17 protein-coding genes are annotated in these 20,515 nt (G+C 42.7%); 16 read left to right on the top strand and 1 reads right to left on the bottom strand.

The window, feature by feature from the left end; genetic code table 11:
- Positions 1-249: 249 nt before the first annotated feature.
- From RSX31_RS16210 to RSX31_RS16155, 12 genes are all read left to right on the top strand, one after another.
- Positions 250-1,248 (top strand): TRAP transporter substrate-binding protein, encoded by a 999-nt coding sequence (locus RSX31_RS16210; protein WP_148995512.1) that lies wholly within the window; start codon positions 250-252, stop codon positions 1,246-1,248.
- Positions 1,249-1,262: 14 nt separating this feature from the next.
- Positions 1,263-1,841 carry a TRAP transporter small permease gene (locus tag RSX31_RS16205; protein ID WP_315635197.1) on the top strand — a complete coding sequence of 193 codons (579 nt, stop codon included), beginning with the start codon at positions 1,263-1,265 and terminating at the stop codon, positions 1,839-1,841.
- An 18-nt stretch (positions 1,842-1,859) separates the two neighbouring features.
- Positions 1,860-3,140 carry a TRAP transporter large permease gene (locus tag RSX31_RS16200; RefSeq protein WP_315635196.1) on the top strand — a complete coding sequence of 427 codons (1,281 nt, stop codon included), beginning with the start codon at positions 1,860-1,862 and terminating at the stop codon, positions 3,138-3,140.
- Between the two features lie 264 nt (positions 3,141-3,404).
- A complete protein-coding gene (locus RSX31_RS16195) occupies positions 3,405-6,479 on the top strand; it encodes a cell wall-binding repeat-containing protein (RefSeq protein WP_315635195.1) in 3,075 nt (1,024 codons plus the stop codon).
- Positions 6,480-6,763: 284 nt separating this feature from the next.
- Positions 6,764-7,324, top strand: coding sequence for a competence protein ComK (locus RSX31_RS16190; RefSeq protein ID WP_315635194.1), 561 nt, complete (start codon positions 6,764-6,766; stop codon positions 7,322-7,324).
- A 256-nt stretch (positions 7,325-7,580) separates the two neighbouring features.
- Positions 7,581-8,480 carry an N-acetylmuramic acid 6-phosphate etherase gene (gene murQ, locus RSX31_RS16185; protein WP_148995501.1) on the top strand — a complete coding sequence of 300 codons (900 nt, stop codon included), beginning with the start codon at positions 7,581-7,583 and terminating at the stop codon, positions 8,478-8,480.
- Between the two features lie 91 nt (positions 8,481-8,571).
- Positions 8,572-9,930: a PTS transporter subunit EIIC gene (locus tag RSX31_RS16180; protein WP_315635193.1), complete on the top strand. Its 1,359-nt coding sequence runs from the start codon at positions 8,572-8,574 to the stop codon at positions 9,928-9,930.
- Positions 9,927-10,955 carry a MupG family TIM beta-alpha barrel fold protein gene (locus tag RSX31_RS16175; RefSeq protein ID WP_315635192.1) on the top strand — a complete coding sequence of 343 codons (1,029 nt, stop codon included), beginning with the start codon at positions 9,927-9,929 and terminating at the stop codon, positions 10,953-10,955. Before RSX31_RS16180 ends, RSX31_RS16175 begins: the two co-directional genes overlap by 4 nt.
- Before the next feature lie 126 nt (positions 10,956-11,081).
- Positions 11,082-12,848, top strand: a complete 1,767-nt coding sequence (locus RSX31_RS16170; protein ID WP_315635191.1) for a LamG-like jellyroll fold domain-containing protein — start codon at positions 11,082-11,084, stop codon at positions 12,846-12,848.
- A 374-nt stretch (positions 12,849-13,222) separates the two neighbouring features.
- Positions 13,223-13,348, top strand: a complete 126-nt coding sequence (locus RSX31_RS16165; RefSeq protein WP_315635190.1) for a hypothetical protein — start codon at positions 13,223-13,225, stop codon at positions 13,346-13,348.
- A 317-nt stretch (positions 13,349-13,665) separates the two neighbouring features.
- On the top strand, positions 13,666-15,132 hold the full coding sequence (locus RSX31_RS16160) for a cell wall-binding repeat-containing protein (protein WP_315635189.1): 1,467 nt from the start codon (positions 13,666-13,668) through the stop codon (positions 15,130-15,132).
- 178 nt (positions 15,133-15,310) lie between these two features.
- Positions 15,311-16,432 (top strand): sensor histidine kinase, encoded by a 1,122-nt coding sequence (locus tag RSX31_RS16155; RefSeq protein ID WP_148995496.1) that lies wholly within the window; start codon positions 15,311-15,313, stop codon positions 16,430-16,432.
- A 130-nt stretch (positions 16,433-16,562) separates the two neighbouring features.
- On the opposite strand, the gene RSX31_RS16150 is transcribed toward RSX31_RS16155, so the two are convergent.
- Positions 16,563-18,329, bottom strand: a complete 1,767-nt coding sequence (locus tag RSX31_RS16150) for a M4 family metallopeptidase (protein ID WP_397548104.1) — start codon at positions 18,327-18,329, stop codon at positions 16,563-16,565.
- A 123-nt stretch (positions 18,330-18,452) separates the two neighbouring features.
- On the opposite strand from RSX31_RS16150, the gene RSX31_RS16145 reads away from it, so the two are divergent.
- The 4 genes from RSX31_RS16145 (at position 18,453) to RSX31_RS16130 (ending at position 20,475) form a co-directional block, all read left to right on the top strand.
- Positions 18,453-18,578, top strand: a complete 126-nt coding sequence (locus RSX31_RS16145) for a hypothetical protein (RefSeq protein WP_315635187.1) — start codon at positions 18,453-18,455, stop codon at positions 18,576-18,578.
- The gene (locus tag RSX31_RS16140; RefSeq protein WP_315635186.1) at positions 18,575-19,261 is read left to right on the top strand and encodes a DUF4047 domain-containing protein; all 687 of its coding nucleotides are present in this window, start codon (positions 18,575-18,577) and stop codon (positions 19,259-19,261) included. The genes RSX31_RS16145 and RSX31_RS16140 overlap by 4 nt, the downstream gene beginning before the upstream one ends.
- The gene (sipW, locus tag RSX31_RS16135; RefSeq protein ID WP_315635185.1) at positions 19,258-19,803 is read left to right on the top strand and encodes a signal peptidase I SipW; all 546 of its coding nucleotides are present in this window, start codon (positions 19,258-19,260) and stop codon (positions 19,801-19,803) included. The genes RSX31_RS16140 and sipW overlap by 4 nt, the downstream gene beginning before the upstream one ends.
- 69 nt (positions 19,804-19,872) lie before the next feature.
- Complete coding sequence (locus RSX31_RS16130; protein WP_148995492.1) at positions 19,873-20,475, top strand: TasA family protein; 603 nt, start codon at positions 19,873-19,875, stop codon at positions 20,473-20,475.
- Positions 20,476-20,515: the final 40 nt, after the last annotated feature.

Below are 20,515 nucleotides of genomic sequence, written 5' to 3'. Positions count from 1 at the left end.
TGTGGAAAATGCTAAAGTGTTCCCTAAGTCCCATTGTTTTTAAATTTGAAGGACTTGAAATGGACAGTCAAGAATACATAGCATGGAATTCCTTTATTAGGTTAATCTTTGTCACCCTTTGGACTTGAAGAAGTCATGATGATGGCTATGTCATGACTTTATGCTGAGGGTTTTTTAACATCTAGAATGTAATCATTTCATCTACAGAAAATTGTAAGGGTTTACATTTTGTTAGTAGGAGGGTGTTACATGAAAAAGTACGTGGCATTTCTAACCATCATCATGATGATCCTGGTAAGTGGATGTTCAAACATGGCAAAAGGAAATGAACGACCTGCAGAATATGTGCTGAGGCTTGGTCATCTGCAGACGGAAACGCATCCTTATCACAAAGGGGCGTTAAAGTTTAAAGAGCTGGTAGAAGAAAGATCGGACGGAAAGATTCAAATTGATATTTTTCCGAGCAGTCAGTTAGGGAACGGCCGTGATCAAATTGAAGGTGCCCAGATTGGATCCATTCATTTCCACATAGGTTCTGTCGCTCCTGTCACCAACTTTGCACCGAAGTTCAATCTTCTTAATCTTCCATACCTATTTGAAAGCAGGGAACATGCTTTCAAAGTGCTGGATGGTGAGATTGGAAACGAAATTGCCTCCGATTTGGAGAATAGAGGACTCATTAATCTAGGTTATATGGAAAACGGCTGGAGACATATGACAAATAACAAGAAGGCCATTAAAACGAGCGCTGATGCAGCGAATTTAAAGCTCCGTGTTCAAGAATCACCACCCTATATCTCATTCATCAAATCACTGGATTCAACTCCTGTCCCCATCCCGTTCGGGGAATTGTATACTGCTTTAGAGCAGCATGTGGTAGACGGCCAAGAAAATCCACTGGCTCAGATCTACCTTAATAAATTCAACGAAGTCCAACAATACTTATCCTTAACCGCCCACAACTACGATGCCGCCGTATTCATCATGAGTAAAACAACCTTTGACACCCTCCCGGAAAATCTACAAGAAGTAGTCGATGACGCTGCAAAGGAAGCCGTCCAATATGAACGACAGGCAGCTCTTGAAGATGAAAAGAAACTACTCGAGGATTTAAAGAAGACAGACATTCAGATTGAGGAAAATCCTGACAGAGAGTCATTCAGAAAAGCAGTTGAGCCTGTATACAAGGAGTTTGAAGAATCTATTGGAAAAGAGTTATTTGAAAAGATAGAAAGTCTAAGGGAATAAAAGGGGGCTATATGTTGAAACAGTTCATCTCTCAATTGAGTAATAGGGTAGATCGGATCAGTCGATGGGTTATGATAGGGTTCTTTATGGTTGCATTCGTTATCACGGTATATCAGGTTTTTTCCCGTTTTGTTCTTCAAAGCACAATCTTAAATGAAGCTTTGCCCATGGTTGACTTTTCAGTATTTAACTTGACATGGGCGGAAGAACTCATTCGTTATTTATTTGTGTGGATTGTATTTTTAGGTATAGGTATTGTATACAAAGCAAAAGGTCATGCCCAAGTGGAAATCCTGCATCATTATTTATCTGAAAAGCCCAAGAAGTATCTTCATTATTTTATGGAAGCGATAAACTCAGCTCTGTTTCTTTTCCTCATATTTTTTGGCGCGAGAATCCTGCAATATACGAATCTGCAAATCTCTCCCGCAATGGGGATCAACATGACACTCATCTACGTTACAGTACTGTTCAGCTCAATTATCTGCCTTATCCATTCTGTAAACAATATATATGATGTGAGACAGGGAAAAGTTGACGTCCAAGATGCGATGAAGGTAGAAGAAGTTCAGCAGCAAACAAATATAAGTTAATGAAAAGGGGGAGATAGTATGACTGTTGCCGTAGTAGCTCTTGGTATTTTGTTTCTTTTGATGCTGATAGGAGTCCCGATCGCCATTTCTCTCATCTGGGCTTCCGTAGCCGGATTTCTGGCAAGCATTTATTATGTACCACTGGAAGTCATTCCTCAGAGGTTGATCACATCGACGGATTCATTTCCACTACTGGCCATCCCGTTCTTTATGCTGACAGGAGAATTCATGATGTCGGGAAGCATGGGACGGAGGATTGCGGCTTTTGCCTTTGCAACGGTTGGCTGGATCCGTGCAGGCTTGGCACAGGTATCCACGTTAACGAGTATGTTTTTTGCAGGAATTTCAGGTTCAGGGGCTGCTGACACGGCAGCAGTCGGGAAGATGATGATCCCCATGATGGAGCAAAAGGGATATGACAAAGGCTTCGCTGCTGCTACGGTAGCGAGTGCAGGTACGATCGCAGTGGTCATTCCCCCTTCCATTCCCATGATCGTGTATGGAGTTACAGCGGGTGTATCAATCGGGGATCTATTTACGGCAGGGATTGTCCCGGGAATCATTATCGGTCTTTCCATCATGATGTTAAATTATTGGATTACAAGGAAGAATAACTACTCCGAAGAAGCAGGAAAGTTTGAATTCACTACGTTTAGGCGTACATTATTCGAAGGGGCACTTGCTCTCGTCCTGCCGCTGATCATCATTTTCGGGATTCGTGGAGGGATCTTCACTCCAACCGAAGCGGGTGCTGCAGCCGCGGCGTATGCGTTCTTTATTAACAAGTTCGTTTATAAAGATATGGATTGGAAGGACATACCCGAATCATTCCTTAGAGCGGGTAAGATGACGGCGATGGTCGTATTTATTATCGCAGCGGCCAACTTATTCGGATGGCTCTTGACAGCAGAACAGATTCCGCAACAACTAACCCAACTTGTGACAAGCATCTCGGACAATAAGTTACTCATATTACTCATGTTCAATATTATATTCTTTATCGCAGGCTGCTTCTTAAACGCTTCTGCTGCGATTACGATCTTGACACCGCTGCTTCTGCCGATCGCCATGGGAGTAGGAATCGATCCTGTCTTTTTCGGAGTCGTAATGGTTGTGAATCTTTCCATCGGGTTAATCACACCTCCAGTAGGATTAGACCTCTTTATCGTCAAAGGGATCGCAGATGTCTCCTATGATAAATTAATCCGGGCAGTCACACCTTTCATTATTGTCATGGTATTAGACCTATTACTCATCACTTACTTCCCGGCATTGTCCATGTTCCTGACCCAGTTATAAGGAGGGACGGACCTCTATTATTGATAGAGCCAGCCATTGTTCATCATGAACAGTGGCTGGCTCTTTTTTTGAAGGTTGTGCCTCCATTTGGTGTGGCGGAAATAAAATGATGGGTTAAATGGAGTAGATATTATCCTTAAAATAGTGACTTGAAAACCGGACGTGCACGACATATTTTTCCTTAAAATATAAAATATTTCCATTTAATGATTTCTGTGGTTTAATAGATTCTGTAGTTTAATTTTACATTGGTGGAGGTTCTACATGAAAAAGAGGATTCGTAGTTTAGTAGCTTTGGTTTTCGTTTTTTCGTTAATTTTCAGCCAGTTTTCCGTGATGGAAACCAAGGCGGAAGAGTCTGGTGTACCGAATGAGGAAGGAACGTTGACGATTGGGACACCGGTCGATGGGGAATTCGATGTCTCTGAAAACGTTCATTGGTATAAGGTTGATCCTTCTGAAAGTGAAATGACAGATTATACCCATTTACGAATGAAGCTTCAATCAGAACTGGAATTAAATGTGACGGTTTATTCCAGTCTGGAAAATGCTATCGATAATCGAGCCTTTGATCGATATATGGGTTATTCTTATCAGAATGAACCAGCGATCATTGACTTCCCAATTTCCTGGGTCGGTCCTTACTATATTAAGATTGAGTCCTATGGAACAGAAGAAGAGTATGCAGAGTTCGAAGAAGAGTTTGAAGATATGGTGATTCCATACACGATCAGTTACGATGGCATTACGTTACCTCCTTCTGATGAAGCCATTGCTGAGGAGTGTCCAGCGGAGTTAAGCACGAATGAAAGAGAAAATGGAAAAAGTATTTTAAGAGATTTACGTACCGTTCGTGAAACGGTCTTAGCGAAAACGGAAAAAGGTCAGGATTTGTCGGCTCTTTATTACAAAGCGGCTCCCTTTATCAGCTCGAAAATGGTCTTCAGTAAAACACTGCGAGATAACGTCTACCATGATCTTGTTCAATTAAAGGACTTGTTTGCCGATGTTGCGGCTAATGGCAGTGCAAGTTCATATAAAATCACGAAAGAAGATCAAAAAGCGATCAATAACCTGTACAATAATGCAATTGAATCGACACCTGGGTTCATCCAGGAGAAAATAGAGAACACAGGTAAAGAAGTAGGGATTTCAAAGCTTACGAATTCAACGGTTTCTTCGATTCTGACCAAAGCTGGTCTATCACCTACTAAGGCTGTCAGCAATCGTATAATCGTGAAATTAAAAGATAACAAAGATGCAGCAAGTATTCAGGGGAAGACCAAGTCAATGAGTGTTGAATCGATTTCCCCACTTAAGACGAAGGATTCATTCTTCTCCAATCTGTATATGATAGAAGTCGATGGCGACGGTTCCGATAAAGTATCTACCGCCTCATTAAAAGCTACTTCAAAAGAGATTGCAAAGCTGCCTGAAGTCGAGTTTGTTGAGCCTGTCCAACAATACAAAACACTGTCATCCGATGCTCAATATCCTTATCAATGGTCTCTACAAAATAACGGAGACAATGGTGGGAACCCCGATGCCGATATTCAGTACGAGCAGCTTCAGGAGCTTCTGAAAGAAAAAAATCTTGAAGATACAATCATTGCTGTAGTGGATACGGGTGTAGACCACACGCTGGCAGATCTGAGCGATCAAGTGCTAAAGAACGATGGCTATAATTTTGTCAGCCGCAGCTCAGACGCGATGGATGACCACGGTCATGGAACCCATGTATCCGGAATCATTGCAGCAGAAGCGAATAATCACTATTCGATGGCAGGAATCAATCCTCACACGAAGATTCTTCCTGTTAAAGTACTTGATGCTTCCGGAAGCGGTGATACAGAACAAATCGCTTATGGAATCAAGTATGCAGTCGATCACGGAGCCCAGGTCATTAATTTAAGTCTTGGCGGTTCTTACAGCCGTGTCATTGAATACGCATTGAAATACGCTCATGACCATGGAGTGACCGTGGTTGCCGCAACAGGTAATGACGGAATGGAAGAAATTTCGTACCCTGGTTCATCCAAATATGTTGTTTCTGTTGGAGCGACGAACAATATGGACCTTGTTTCAGATTACTCAAACTTTGGAAATGGGATTGATCTTGTGGCACCGGGAACAGATATTCCAAGTCTGGTACCAGATGGAAACGTGACCTATATGAGTGGAACCTCTATGGCGACACCACATGTGGCTGCCGTAGCGGGTTTATTGCTATCCCATGATGCTGCGTTAACTCCCGCTCAAGTAGAGAGAGTATTAACAAGAACATCTGTCGATATTACATTCGACGAAGAAGATAACCCAGGTAACGGCTATTATTACGAAGATGAGTATCCATATCCTGCAGAATTGATTCTTCCGGGTTATGATACTGTATCCGGCTGGGGAAGGTTGGATGCCTTAGGTGCCGTTACAGGAATCGATCAAGCGGATATAGGCAAGGAGAGAATTTTTGGAACTGATCGTTATGAAACGGCAGTGAAGGTTTCAAGTAACGGCTGGGAGCAATCTGATGTAGCGGTCATCGCAACGGGGCGTAATTACCCTGATGCATTAAGCGCCACACCTCTTGCTTATCACCACAACGCACCATTATTGTTAACCAATACGACAACCCTTCCTGAGTCGGTGAAGGACGAATTGAATCGCCTGAAAGTGAAAAAGGTGATTCTGGTTGGGGGTAAATCGGTTATTACAGCCAACGTCGAGAAAGAAGTAAAGGATTTAGGAATCAAGACGATTTCACGCATCAGCGGAGCCGATCGTTATGAAACATCCGTGAAGATCGCAGAACAGTTAGGTTTTACAGATCGAGCAGTCGTAGCAACCGGGCAAAGCTTTGCGGACGCCCTTTCCATAGCCCCGATAGCGGCTTCCTTGGAAATGCCGATTTTATTAACAAAGAAAAGTGGAACACCGGATTCTGTTCGCAGTTATATGGAAGAGAGCATGTTTGAGCAGTTCTACGTTATCGGCGGAGAATCAGCTATTCCGGAAACGGTTGTTGAGGAGTTCATGAACTATGAGCGATTAAGCGGAAGTGACCGTTACGAAACGAATAGCAGCATCATAAGCTATTTCGCTGGTGAATTGAACATGTCCACACCGTTCATCGCAACAGGTAAGAACTATCCTGATGCCCTGGCTGGTTCTGCACTGGCAGCGGTAGAAGGAAATCCCGTGGTGTTGACTCATCCGAAAGAGGCACAGTTTACAACGATGGATACTCTTGCTATGTTTGCTCCGGTTACTGATATGTATTACATTCTTGGTGGAGAAGGAGCTATTTCTGATTCGGTGGTTGAATCACTTTTGGCACAATAGTAAATTAGGAAGCCTCCATTCGATGCATCTATGTATCGAATGGAGGCTTTTTGATGCCTTATTATATCTGAATTAGCACTACTTAATTATACATTTCCATTCACTTTTTTCGACACTATCTCCCAGGAAATAATCCATTTCCTCAAATTATGAGATTTTTCTCAAAAATATACAAATATAAATGGAAATTTTCTGTCATTAGTATATAATAGTAATAAAGTCTCATATATAAGAAGATTCTGATAAATGAGACTTTATTAAAAAGGAAAAGGAAGGTGTTTTGATTGAAAGATTTAGAAGTGCTGGTTACTCGAAGGACTGTGGCGATTTGTCCTGCTTATGATGGGATTCATCGGTCAATTATGTATGACTTCTCGGGGAGAAAGACGTTCAGCAAAAAGTCAGTAATGGAGATTTTAGACGATTCCTGTATGGTTTACCGGTCTACATATGACGGCAGGATCAAAGCCGTCCGCCATGCTACCAAGTATTTACGAAAGACACCTCTTATGATCTGCCCGCAGGAATACATCTATGCGATACCCACAATGGCTCCAACCGACTATGATTGTATCTGGTTATTCTGCCAGCATATTGAGTCCATTTCCACTTCAGAAGGAAAAACATACATCCGGTTTACGAATGGCGAGCAGTTGGAAATCAACTGTTCGGAAAAAGTGATCACCAAACAACGTGAACGGGCGGCTGCCACCATGAATCACTTCGCAACCTTACCATCCCGCAGAGCTATAAGAAGGACCGAAAGCGAACTATATCTTCCAGGATTTCACCCAGGTATGCTTGATTCCACAGACATATCAAATGATTCACAGATCGATTATTGAGGGACGGACCTCTGAGTATAAAAAACGAAATCATTAAATAATGAAAAACAGGAGTAGGGTGATTATACCAACTCCTATTTGTCATTTTCTTTTACCTTTGCCCTTTCTTGAAAACTTCTCCTCTATTACCATAAACATTATTGGTCTATTCTAAAATAAAATTTCATACAATAAAAAATACAATTGAAATTTAATTTCAAACATGATTATAATAGAATTAATGAAAACGCATACAGATTTCTGGGAGGAATAACTTATGAAAGATCAATTTTTTGAATTATCAACAGAGAAGGTTAATCAGAATACGCTTGGAATCGATACAGCGAGTACAGGTGAGATTCTCCGCATGATGAATGAGGAAGATCAAAAGGTCGCTTCAGTTGTTCAAGAGGTGATTCCCCAAGTTGAAAAAGTAGTAGATGATGTTGTGAAATCCATCTCTCAAGGCGGGAGATTGATCTATATCGGTGCAGGTACGAGCGGCAGGCTGGGTGTGCTGGACGCGGTGGAATGTCCTCCGACCTTCAGTGTGAGCAGTGACGTCGTCGTCGGATTGATCGCCGGCGGGGAGAAAGCATTCGTGAAGGCGGTTGAGGGAGCAGAGGATGATGAAGAGTCAGGCGTATCGGACCTGAAAGAAATCGGGCTGACGCAGGCGGACACGGTCGTAGGGATTGCAGCGAGCGGACGTACCCCGTATGTCATCGGCGGTTTAAGGTATGCAAGGGAACTGGGTGCTACAACGGTTGCCCTGTCTTGTAATACAGGCTCGAAAATTTCTGCTGAAGCAAAGCATGCAATTGAAGTAGATGCCGGACCGGAAGCCTTGACCGGTTCCACTCGATTAAAAGCCGGAACTGCACAGAAAATGGTCCTCAATATGATTTCAACAGCGGCGATGATCAAGCTGGGTAAGGCTTATGGGAACCTGATGGTCGATGTGAATATCAGTAATTACAAGCTTGAACAGCGGGCGATCGGAATCATCGAGAGTATCACAGGTGCTGACAGAGAAACGGCAGCAGCAACTTTAAAGAAAGCGAACAACGAAGTGAAACCTTCCATTGTGATGATCACTCTTGGCTGTGGCTATGAAGAAGCAAAGAGCCGATTGGAAGACGCCAATGGTTATGTTCGATTAGCTATTGAAAAATAGGCTTTTTGTATAGGGGTACTTGTCCAGAAATCTTCATAGAAATAGAAGGGGAAACGGAATACAAAGCAAACTTGAAAGGGGAAGGTGAAAAATGACGAATAAAGAATTGGCTGGCTTTATTTTAGAGCGGTTTGGCGGTGCTGATAATATAGCAAGCTATGAAAATTGTATGACCAGACTGAGAGTGAAAGTATATAACGAAGATCTGGTACAAAAAGCAGACATCAAGAAGATCGAAGGAGTATTAGGATTTGTAGAAGACGAAACGTATCAGGTGATTTTGGGACCGGGTAAGGTTAACAAAGTGACAGAAGAGTTTGGCAAGCTGGTATCAGCAGGATCAGGTGATGTTGACCTGAAAGCTCGTGCTGCGGAACAAAAAGCGGATTTGAAAAAGAAGAACAGCACTCCATTTAAATTACTCCTAAGACGAGTGGCAAATATCTTCATCCCGCTGATTCCTGCGTTGATTGCGTCAGGATTGATCACAGGGTTTACGAAGTTCTTCGTTCAAGCCGGCTGGTTAAACGGTGAGTCACAGCTTGTGATGATGCTCTCCATTATAGGTAGCGGATTATTTGGTTACCTGGGTATCCTTGTCGGGATGAATGCTGCGAAAGAATTTGGCGGCTCAGCGGCACTTGGCGGGTTGGCCGGTATTTTGATCATCAACCCGGCCATTGGTGATGTGACGTTATTTGGAGAAAATCTGCTTCCAGGCCGTGGCGGACTGATCGGAGTATTGATTGCAGCAATTTTCATGGCGTTCGTGGAGAAAAATGTACGCAAAGTTATTCCACAGGCAGTGGACATTATCGTTACACCGACCATTGCGTTACTTGTCACAGGATTATTAACATACACGGTATTCATGCCTGTAGGTGGATTTATTTCAGATTTAATTACGAACGGACTCCTTTCATTGATTGAAATGGGTGGATTAGTCGCTGGATTTGTACTTGGCGCCACCTTCCTGCCACTCGTCGTAACAGGACTGCATCAAGGATTGACACCGGTTCATCTGGAACTGATCAACACAATCGGGGACGATCCGCTTCTTCCGATCCTTGCAATGGGTGGAGCAGGGCAGGTCGGAGCAGCTTTCGCCATCTTTATGAAAACAAAGAAGAAGAAGTTGAAGAGAGCGATTGGCGGAGCTCTTCCTGCAGGGATGCTTGGAATTGGTGAACCGCTTATCTTCGGTGTGACGTTACCGCTCGGAAGACCATTCCTGACGGCTTGTTTAGGTGCCGGATTCGGTGGAGCTTTCCAAGCATACTTTGATGTCGCGACATTTGCGATCGGGGTATCAGGATTGCCGCTTATTTTCCTTGTGAATGCAGGAGAAATTCTTTACTATACTATCGGACTTTTAATTGCCTATGCAGCGGGCTTTGCTATCACGTATCTGGTTGGCTTTAAAGACGAGATGGCGAGTGAGTTCGAATGATCGGAATCTCCGTCTATTTATCCGACGAAGGAGCCGAAGAGAGAATTTTTCGCGCTTCTTCATCAGGTATGAAGCTTGCGTTTACCTCTCTTCACATTCCTGAAGAGTCGGCGTATAGCAAAGAGCATGTCAGTCATCTTTTATCCATTTTCAAAAGGGAAGGGTTTGAAGTGTTTGCTGACGTATCGAAGAACACTCCCTCTTTTTTAGGATTGAGCCATTTTGAAGAGTTAAAGGAATTGGGTGTGACGGCTCTTCGGCTGGATGATGGATTTACCACGGACGAAATGATGGAGTTATCCCGACATTTTCAGATTGCCATCAATGCCAGTACGGTTGGGGCGAGGGAGGTTCAAGAGTGGATCTCATGCGGACTGGAAACAGGAAGCATGATTGCGTGGCATAATTTTTACCCTAAGCCAGAAACGGGATTGGATCAGGCTTACTTTATGAAACAGCAAAAACTGTTTGAAGCTCTAGACATCCCGGTTTATGCCTTTATCCCGGGGGACGGGGAAAAAAGAGGGCCGTTATACAAAGGTCTCCCAACTTTGGAGGATCATCGAGATCAAAACCCTTATATGAGTGCCATACAATTGAGGCACTGCGGCATCCAAGGTGTATTCATAGGCGACCCCGGTTGTTCCCAGGAACTAATGTGTAAGCTAGTGGAGTATGATCAAGAAAATGTAATGGAGCTTTCGTATGAGGGCAGCGGTGAAATCGAGGGGGAATATCAACTCAGACCCGATCCGGGAAGAGATGTGTATCGACTACTCGAAACAAGGACGAATGGCGATGTTCCTCCTTCAAATACCGTAGAAAGACCACGTGGCACCATCACCCGGGACAATAATCTGTATGGACGCTATAAAGGGGAAATGCAGATTGTCCGAAATGATCTGGAGAAAAACCCTGCTGTGAACACAGTCGGCAGAATTCGTGATGAAGACCTTGATCTATTGGAATTATTGGAGCCTGGTCAAAAGATCCGGTTGGTAAGAGGGACGGACCTCAGTCTGTGAAATACTTGTATAAAAAATCTTCTAATGATTTGTTCATTAGAAGATTTTTTTTTGTTTCAATAGGATACATCTTCTTTTCGACACGGTCCATACTAATTAAAAAACGCTTGTAAAGGAGGGACGACATTGAGATTAGACAAGAAACACATGCTATTCATAACGGGACTGGCTGGTTTGATGGTTCTACTTTGGGTGTTGTTCCCTCCTGTCATTTCCGGACGGGACATGGAAGAGAGAGGTCCTTCTACAACCATCGCCGCCCATTGGATCTTCTCGAAAGATCATATTCAATCCGGAACCATCACCGGGAAGGATCTGGTGATGAAAGACGTAAGTGGCAACACCAATCATCTCCGGTTAATTAACCTTGAAGGCTCCAATCAAAAGCTTCCTTTCATCCGCTGGTCGGAAGAAGATTACGAACAAAAGGATGCGGTTCAGACCTTGCAATTTACTCACAAAAAAAGTGACGCTGGTGGTCAATACTTTCAAACGGGCAAGGATGCCCCTTTGAATCATAATCGCTTTAAAAACGGATATACGATCGAGGTCTTATTCAAATTGCCGAAACAGTTCTCTCCGAAAGACCACGGTGGAATGGGCATTATGTCAAGGGGTGGAGAGCGCTCCAACTTATCAGTATCCGACTTTAAACAAGTCCAGTGGGAAAGTCATCCCTTAAATCTTCAACGCAGCGAGACAGAATGGTCCCTTGCCCTTGATAGTGAAGAAGACTGGTATCATGTAGCGGTCGTCAATGATGGGAAGAATACCAGCATCTATATAAATGGAGTGGCCGACTTCCGGCACTCAACTGCTGAAATGATCGGGATTGATTTGGCAAAAGGAAAGGGATGGAATATCGGGGCATCAGAAAAAGCAGACGCTTTGTTTGCAGGGAATTTACAGGAAATCCGCATAGCCGATCGATCTCTTCCCAAAAAAGACTGGCTTATCCAACATAAGTCCGGTGACCACGTCAAAAATGGGTCCAATCACTATCAATCATTACGAATGAAAAAGAAAAATTATTCCTTTCTTTTTGTTCCGGATCCACAAAAAACGGTACGTTATAAACCAGAAATTTTCAAAGAACAAATGAGATGGATTTCAAAGAGATATGAAAGGTTAAACATCGCTATGACCGCTTTCCTGGGAGACATGGTCGATCAAAGCGACTCGTTGGAGGAATGGGTCCACTCTTCTACAAGCGTCGCGATCCTCGACCAGAGAAAGGCACCGTATGTGACGATTGCAGGAAATCATGACTATGGTAAAGGAGATCCTTATCTTAAATATTATGGGTCAGGGCGTTTTTCGGACAAATCGTATTATAAACATTCTTCCCCAACTGGTTATAGTTCGTATTCCATCATTAAAGCGGGAAGCTATCATTACTTATTCCTATCCCTCGACATGGAACATATGAAGGAGGATATTCCCTGGGCAAAAAAGGTTCTAAAAGCACATCCAAAAACACCCACCATCCTTCTTTCTCATCAAATCCTCAACATAGAGGGGGGCACTCCCATAGAGACAGAGAGGGGGCTACTTGCCTGGGATGAACTGGTCCATCCTTTTAACCAGGTATTTATGACGGTCAATGGCCATCATCATGGCTCCACTCACAGAGTGAAACAAAATGCAGCAGGTAATCCCGTTTTACAAATGCTTGTCGACTACCAGTCAAGCTATCACGGGGGCAATGGCTGGATGAGGTTTGCAGAATTTGATGAAGCAGACGAGATGATTTCGTTTAAGACCTATTCCCCCTGGGTGGATAAACTACCGAGGCCGCAGAAAACGTATTTTGATGTGGCGTATTTAACAGGGGGGCGTGATCAATTCCAGATACCTTTTGATTTTGAGGAGCGGTTTGATTTTGCCAGGTGATTTACAAAAAGAGGATGAACAATCATCTAATTCATTACTCTATTTTATGATGTTAAATTTACTTAAGGGAAAATCCAAACTATGTAGTGAAATTCTAAATAGAGTTTCGCACTAGTTTGGATTTTTTCACTATATAATTTTCAATAAATGTTCCTGCCTCGAAAAAAATAACGCAACTCTTTAATTGTCCGATTGTTGTTATAGGTGTTTTTCAGACTGGCTAATTCTTCTTCAAGAGTAATGGCCATTTTAATAAAGAATATGAAAAAGTTGTCGATAAGTATTTTGTCTAATTGATAGACTATTCTGAAATTAACTATATAATAGAAGTATAGGAAATATATGTTAATAAGAATATGGAAGGGGGAAGTACTATGACTGGATATTATATGAAAGAAATATGGACACCATTAAAATTAGTAGGGGTGAAAATCTATAAAACTGAAGAAAATCGGATTTTTTTGAAGTTTTTCAAGAAAGCAAGAAAGCGTATTTTCTAAAGACATAGTATGTTATTCAATAGGTTTCTTTAGTAAAAAATAAGTATCATACTGTTACTCGTTAGGTTAGCTGATACTTGCGAATTTTCCAATCGTACATTACACAGTCAACCTTATCCAACTGCTCTTCATTTACTAACCTCACTATTTATACCAAAGCTCGTATATTAAATATTCCATTCTCCAATAAACCATTTTAAGAAGATTATTGAACTGAATTTTCACGTCTAGAATTCACCTTTCCAAAATAATATAGGTTTGTAAACTGCATATTGTTGAACGTTACATAAATTTTCAATCCGAAGGGGGCCGGGATTATGAAGAAAATCAGTATCGGTTTAATTGTATTTCTATTGATCTTCTGCTTTAGTGCTTCACCTTCTCTTGCCGCAGGTTCGTTTGATCACCCAACAATAAAGGAAGAAATTCAATCTCTCTCCAAGAAACAATCTTCAACGATACTTAATAACTCAACCTTCACTAGACTGAAAGAAAAGATGACAGGATTAAAGAAGTCCGATGAAATGAGATTAATGGGAGAGGTGTATGAACAGGAACCCAATGATTATCCTTACCAGGCTGACTATATCCGCCTCGACGACATCGTATATGGCACCTTTGGGTGGGCTGAAGACTTGGATTTTTATAGCTTAGATATTGATGAAACGCAAGATATGTATATTTACGGAACGACATTGACAACTTTCAATGATCTGGGATATTTGCTTTTCACCCTGGAAGGCGAGCCGGTTTATCCTGATGAATGGCTGGAAGATGGAAGCGATAATCTCCAGATTTATTATTCTCTGCCTCCAGGCTCGTATTATCTTGCAGCCACGGATCTTAATATGTTTGGCGGGGACGGAGTATATGGGTTAACCGCATTCACTGGGGAAGAAACCGTAGATAATGTGTATCGGATCTACGGAAAAGACCGGCACGAAACCGCCATTGAAATCTCAAAGGTTGGATGGCCTGACGGGGCCGAAACGGTTGTGTTGGCAAGAGACACCACATTCCCTGACGCTTTGGCAGGTGCCCCATTCGCTTATCAAAAAGATGCTCCGATCCTATTAAATCCAAAGGATAGCTTAAATGGCAAGGTGAAAGAACGAATAAAAGAATTAGGTGCTAAGGAAGTTGTTATCCTAGGTGGAGAGGGTGCAATATCAGCTAAAGTTGCAAAGGACCTAAAGAATAACGGATTGGATGTCCGTCGAATCGGAGGAAAATCACGATATGAGACTGCGGCAAACATTGCAAAAGAATTAGGGTATTACGATCAGGCAGTCATTGCATACGGTGGCAATTTTCCTGATGCCTTATCCATCGCGCCTTATGCTGCCTCCAATGGAATACCAATTCTGTTAAGTCCTACTGATGAATTAGCGAATGAAACGAAGGAAGCTCTGAAGTCTGTGACTGACACGATAATTGTCGGAGGGAAATCAGCCATTTCCGATGGAGTCCAAAAACAACTCGCTAATACGAATCCTGTACGGATTGCTGGTACCAATCGTTATGAAACATCGGTCAACATCGCTACACAGCTTGAAATGCCAGGAGACATCATCACGGTTGCGACAGGTCAAAACTTTGCCGATGCATTGACTGGGTCCGTACTTGCTGCTAAATACTACGAACCTATCATCCTTGTAGAAAAAAATAAAGTTCCCGACCCGGTTCGAAAGTATATTTCAGATAATGGAACGTGGTACTACACTGTTCTTGGAGGGGAAGGTGCCGTTTCTCAAAAAGTTGTAGAGGAGCTCAGCGGTTTATAGGTTATATCAGCAAGACCAATGATCACGCCTAGGGCGGTCATTGGTCTTATTTTTTATCCATTTCAGGAGTCTGCAACTGTATTAAATACCAAATGACTATCATCCTGTCCTTCTTTTTCTGTTATGATGATATCAACGAATATTTCGACAATAACCGGAATGAAGGGACTGCCATTCAATGACTAGTGCTTCTGCCATGCTAATAGAATTTCTTGAAAATCATTCAGACGAATTTTTACATAATTGGCGAAAGAGTATCGTCATTTCAGATAATGATTTATATAAAGAAGAAGTGTTGAATAACGGGGTGAAAATGTTTCAGTTAGTGAAACGTGCGATCGAAACGCCCCTCAGTGAAGAGGAAATCACCTATCTCGCCTATAAGACCGCCCTGGAGCGGGTGAATGCGAATGTGAATATAAGTGAGTTTGTTTATAACGTGAATGTCGGGAAAAGTATCATTATCAAGTGGGTGAGTAATTCCGGAATTGAACTTCGGGACTTGCAGCCCATCATTGAAGAAATCAACGCGCTTTTCGACCGCTTCTCCTACTTGGCCGTTAGAAAATACACGGAAATTAAAGAGCAGCAGCTCCAGGAAAAGGAGTTGTATATCGATCAAACCCATAAAGAACGTTTGACGATCCTGGGCCAGATGAGCTCAAGCTTCGTCCATGAATTCAGAAACCCGCTCACTTCTATTATTGGGTTTACTAAGCTTTTGCAGAACGGCTATCCCGACCTACCGTATCTCGATATTATGCAGCATGAGCTGGAGCAATTGAATTACCGGATCTCCCAATTCCTCCATGTATCGAGAAAGGATTTGATTGAGAGTACAAGGGAAGAGATCATCCTGACAGATCATCTGGAAGAGACCATTGAATTTCTGTATCCGAGCCTACTGGATGGTGATGTATCCATCGACTTTCAATGCGATGCAGCCATAAAGGTACTGGGGAACAGGGATGAGCTTAGACAGGTTTTTCTTAACCTCATCATGAACTCCATCGACGCTCTTCAGGAAGTGGAGGGACAACGTCAAATCACGATTTCATGCGAAGTGGAAGCAGGTAAGACAAAACTTCAAATCTCCAATAATGGTCCCCGGATTAAAGAAGAAACAATAGAAGCCATTTTCGAACCTTTTTACACGACAAAAGACCTCGGAACGGGAATCGGTCTCTATATTTGTAAAAAGCTGATTGAAAAGCATGACGGGGATATCCGCTGTCAGTCGAACGATGAGTGGACGACGTTTACGATCGGGATACCTGTGGAATTTAATGTAGTTATATAATCGTGTACCGGTTAACGGTGCCAGGCTCAAAAGATTGTTTTTGGGCCTGGCACCATTTTTGTATTAAAGTTAAAAAAACTGAACCGGCAGAATCAAGTCCCGCCAGATCAGCTCTAAATTCCACTCTTACTTACTCCACACCCACCGCATCATAAGCCGCTTCAACAGCCTTAACCTCTGCAGAAGACTCACCATTTCGGTCAGGATACAGGTCTCTCGCAGCCTGCACAGCGGCTTGTCTCATTTCACTGAAGCCTGATGAAGCTGTCAAATAAAGAGTCAAAGCTCGGTAGTAGATTTTCTCTGCCTTCGCTTTGCCGACTCCCGTCACCGTTACACCATGGTGTGTTCCACCATCGGTTAACAAGTAAGCAGCTTTATTGTTGATGGAGCTGTTGATATGAACGCCGCCTTTATCCAGTTCCCCTAAATAGCGATCGTCATAGTGATCAGGATAGTAGCCTGACTCTGTATATCCACCGATGTAAACAGAAGCGGGATCCTTCATGTCACGAAGGCCGTCACCTGGTGTGTTCGGCGTCCAAATATCTTCTCCGAGCAGCCACAGGTCGTCGCCTGTTTTGTTTTCTACGAATGCACCCAGGATATCTGCAATTGATTCGTTGATCGCACCGGATTCGTTTTCATATATGAGATCAGCTGTTTTATCGATGACACCGTGAGTCATTTCATGTCCGATGACATCCAGTCCGCCTGAAAGGGAGATCATGCGCTCACCGTCGCCATCACCGTAAAGCATTTGCTTCCCATTCCAGGCAGCATTGCTCCATTTTTCCCCGATGTGAACGGTGGAAACAAGCTTCATCCCATTGTTATCCAACGAATTACGTTGAAATTTAGTCTTGTAGTAATCATATACTTTCCCTGCATTCACATGGGCAGAAACGGCAGCCGGATCATAGAAGAAGTTTCTTGGACTTGTTACTTCAAACCCTGTTAATCCTAATAAAGCTGAAAGGAGGATGAATGTAGTCGGTGGCATCTGATTTGCTTTAAATGTGTGAACACCATTGGCGCGAGTGCCGTCGAATAGATAATGGGATCCATTCGACAGATCCTTTACAGCATTGAACGTATGAAGGTTTCCAAAGATGTCCATCCCTCTCGCTTGAGCCGGTTCTGCGACAGGAGGAAGTGCTCTCGCTGAAGCTTTAACAGAACTTGTTGCTGTAGCTGTTGGGCTCGCTTTAAAATCTTTTGTTGCTTCTTGAATTTTATTGAAGTGATTGATGACTTCGCCGGTGGTCGCATCCACAAAGTAGTGGAAATAGCCGGGAGCCGGTACGGATGTCGATGCTTTTACTAAATAAGATAGAACATATTTTCCTTCATGGGGGTAGATGATCAATTCCGACTCGATTCCATCAAAGGCATCGACTTTACCGATTTCACCATCAATGCTTGCCTTCACTGTTGCCAGTGCTTCTTCTTTAGAGATAGCTGCTTCTGTTGAGACTGCCGACTTTGATAGATTTTTAGAAATTTTACCGAAGAACGCTTTCACATCATTGTTTGAATCAAGTGCGATTGTTTGTTCAGAACCATATACAGGAACCCCGCCCAACTGCTCGACTGTTCTAAAATGATAGGAACCTGTTTGTTTGTCGGCTTCTTGTTGGATGATCTTGAATTGATCCTTCACCGCATCAAGGGATACGATGGTTTTCGCTTGTGGATTGACGACCTTCGCTTGTAGGAATTGATACAGCACATCTTCTTTCGATAATCCTTCAGGGGCATCCCACGCCTCTACCTCTACTATGTAGGAAGGACTGCTCTTCACTTGATCATTCGCCAGCACGTTGTAGCCTGGTGCTGCAAGACTTCCAAATGCAATGGAAGTCGCAATCAACACTGGCAGTGCTCTCTTCTTCATCTTCTTTTGTTTCAAACCAATCACCTCTCCGAAAAAGTAATGTAGAACATCTCCAATTATTCAGAATAATCAAACCTCGGTCAATTGGGTTAATGGGATTGGCTCTATAGAGGGGTTTTTAGATTGAATCTGACATTCTTACTGAAAAAACGACCCCGATTCGACAAGAAAATGACCCGATTTACAATCCTCGCAGGCTCTTATACGATTAGTACCAATGAAGCAGTCAAGGAGGCGTCGGCGAAATGAATGGACGTTTCAGTAAGATCGTCATTACAGGTCTATTAATATTGAATCTATTACTAACCGTTCACTTAATGGGAGAAACGGAAGCTTCCTTTTCGAGTCAGAAGTCGCCTGAAACCATGACGTTTTCTGCGGCATTCGTGTTTCCTTCAACTATTAAGCAGCTCGAGAAAAATGCAAGATACCATGTCAGTGAGATTGAGAAACTTTATAGGGGATATCAGGAGTTGAACCAGGATGAGGCCCTTCTTTTAAAAGAAACATTGGTTTCTCTTGATCAAGAGTTACAAAGGCTCTATAGGGAGTTAGATGGTTATTATCAACAAGCTTTAAAGGACCCGGAAGAGTTCAATTATGCAATAAAAGGATTTGGTCGGGTGGACAAGCTGATAGTGGAATTGGATTCTTCAAAAAGATTGTCCCAACTACAATCATATATAGAGAGTTTGAAAGAGGAATCTCAACAAGAGCCTCCCAAGCAAGTTGAGGAAGAGAAGGTTGAGCCTCCTGAACCCGAGGCCGAAGTTGATCAGGATTTTACTGGTGAAGGAGAGTCTGAGCCGGCAGTCATTGAAACTGAATCCGAACCGAAGACTGACACAAACGAAGAAGGAGTAGAATCAACTATTGAAAACTCTCAAACTACTATCGAAAACAACCATGAACCAGGAGGCGGGTCACTATGAAGAAAGTATTCTTAATACTCAGAAAAATAATAGTCGGCATATCATTTTTCCTATTCTGTTCACTTGCTTTCATCGTTCTATCATCAAAAGCATCAGGTGTTGAGCCTACCATCTTAAACCATCAATTTAAAGTCGTTCTATCAGGTTCCATGGAGCCAACCTTTCAGACAGGATCCATCATTGTAATTGAGAAAGCCAAGAACAATGCTGCCTATAAAAAAAATCAGATCATCACCTTTCAATCCGAGGATAAGTTAATCACCCATAGAATCATCGATACGAAAGAGAGTAACGGGCAAACCTTGTATATCACAAAAGGGGACAACAATGACGCCCCGGATCGGGATTATGTGCTATCTCAAAACATCGTAGGAAGCTACAAGGATTTTACCATTCCATACTTAGGCTACATGGTAAACTATGCTTCATCCAAAATCGGATCTGCCCTTTTGCTTTTTATCCCGGGGTTACTGCTGGTCTTATCAGCGGCAAGGTCCATCTTTGTGACATTAAAGGAAGTCGAAATGAAGACCACTGGTTGATCCTATTATTTGTTGACAGAGGCAAATAGTAGATTAATAAATAGACACCGCAAAGGGAGGAAGAAAAACATGAGTTTTGCAAAGAAGGTAAGCAAGGGAGTATTAACGGCAGCATTAGGATTTTCATTAATGGGTGGAGGTACATACGCATATTTTAGCGATACAGTTGAGACTCAGAATACGTTCGCAGCGGGTACATTGGATCTGGCCGTGAACCCGGAAGTCGTCGTCAATGTGGAAAACATCAAGCCTGGTGATGAAATCCAGCGTGAATTCACATTGGAAAACAATGGAACATTGGATATCTACAAAGTGCTACTGGGGACGAGCTATACAGTTGACGATGCCATGCTGAATGGAGCTGCAAACGCAGATGACATGGCCAAGCATATCAAAGTCACCATCATGTACAATCAGGGAAGCGCGTATTCACCGGTAGTGGAAACCTCCCTATATGAACTGAAAGATCAAACACCGGATCTTACGGCCATGAATACATTCGTAGGCAGTGAAGTCGTTCCTGATGGTATTCCGGCGGGTGGCAAAGAGAAAATCATGGTCCTGTTCGAATTCGTGGATAACGGAGAAGACCAAAATGAATTCCAGGGAGACGCCCTGCAAGTGAATTGGACGTTCAATGCGGAGCAAGGAGAAGGGACGCTTCATGAATAAGTAATCTAAAACCCTGGGAGGGATTCCAGGGTTTTATTTT

This window comes from Rossellomorea yichunensis, from assembly GCF_032337515.1.
In the GTDB taxonomy this organism is placed as follows: Bacteria; Bacillota; Bacilli; order Bacillales; family Bacillaceae_B; genus Rossellomorea; species Rossellomorea yichunensis.
This window is presented reverse-complemented; position numbering and strand designations above follow the sequence as displayed.

What these genes read in the sequence shown, in the direction of transcription:
- RSX31_RS16180 (WP_315635193.1), top strand. Translation starts at nt 8,572, where the DNA reads ATGACGAATAAAGAATTGGCTGGCTTTATTTTAGAGCGGTTTGGCGGT.
- murQ (WP_148995501.1), top strand. Translation starts at nt 7,581, where the DNA reads ATGAAAGATCAATTTTTTGAATTATCAACAGAGAAGGTTAATCAGAAT.
- RSX31_RS16150 (WP_397548104.1), bottom strand. Translation starts at nt 18,329, where the DNA reads ATGAAGAAGAGAGCACTGCCAGTGTTGATTGCGACTTCCATTGCATTT.
- sipW (WP_315635185.1), top strand. Translation starts at nt 19,258, where the DNA reads ATGAAGAAAGTATTCTTAATACTCAGAAAAATAATAGTCGGCATATCA.
- RSX31_RS16195 (WP_315635195.1), top strand. Translation starts at nt 3,405, where the DNA reads ATGAAAAAGAGGATTCGTAGTTTAGTAGCTTTGGTTTTCGTTTTTTCG.
- RSX31_RS16160 (WP_315635189.1), top strand. Translation starts at nt 13,666, where the DNA reads ATGAAGAAAATCAGTATCGGTTTAATTGTATTTCTATTGATCTTCTGC.
- RSX31_RS16210 (WP_148995512.1), top strand. Translation starts at nt 250, where the DNA reads ATGAAAAAGTACGTGGCATTTCTAACCATCATCATGATGATCCTGGTA.
- RSX31_RS16140 (WP_315635186.1), top strand. Translation starts at nt 18,575, where the DNA reads ATGAATGGACGTTTCAGTAAGATCGTCATTACAGGTCTATTAATATTG.
- RSX31_RS16165 (WP_315635190.1), top strand. Translation starts at nt 13,223, where the DNA reads ATGACTGGATATTATATGAAAGAAATATGGACACCATTAAAATTAGTA.
- RSX31_RS16155 (WP_148995496.1), top strand. Translation starts at nt 15,311, where the DNA reads ATGACTAGTGCTTCTGCCATGCTAATAGAATTTCTTGAAAATCATTCA.
- RSX31_RS16175 (WP_315635192.1), top strand. Translation starts at nt 9,927, where the DNA reads ATGATCGGAATCTCCGTCTATTTATCCGACGAAGGAGCCGAAGAGAGA.
- RSX31_RS16200 (WP_315635196.1), top strand. Translation starts at nt 1,860, where the DNA reads ATGACTGTTGCCGTAGTAGCTCTTGGTATTTTGTTTCTTTTGATGCTG.
- RSX31_RS16130 (WP_148995492.1), top strand. Translation starts at nt 19,873, where the DNA reads ATGAGTTTTGCAAAGAAGGTAAGCAAGGGAGTATTAACGGCAGCATTA.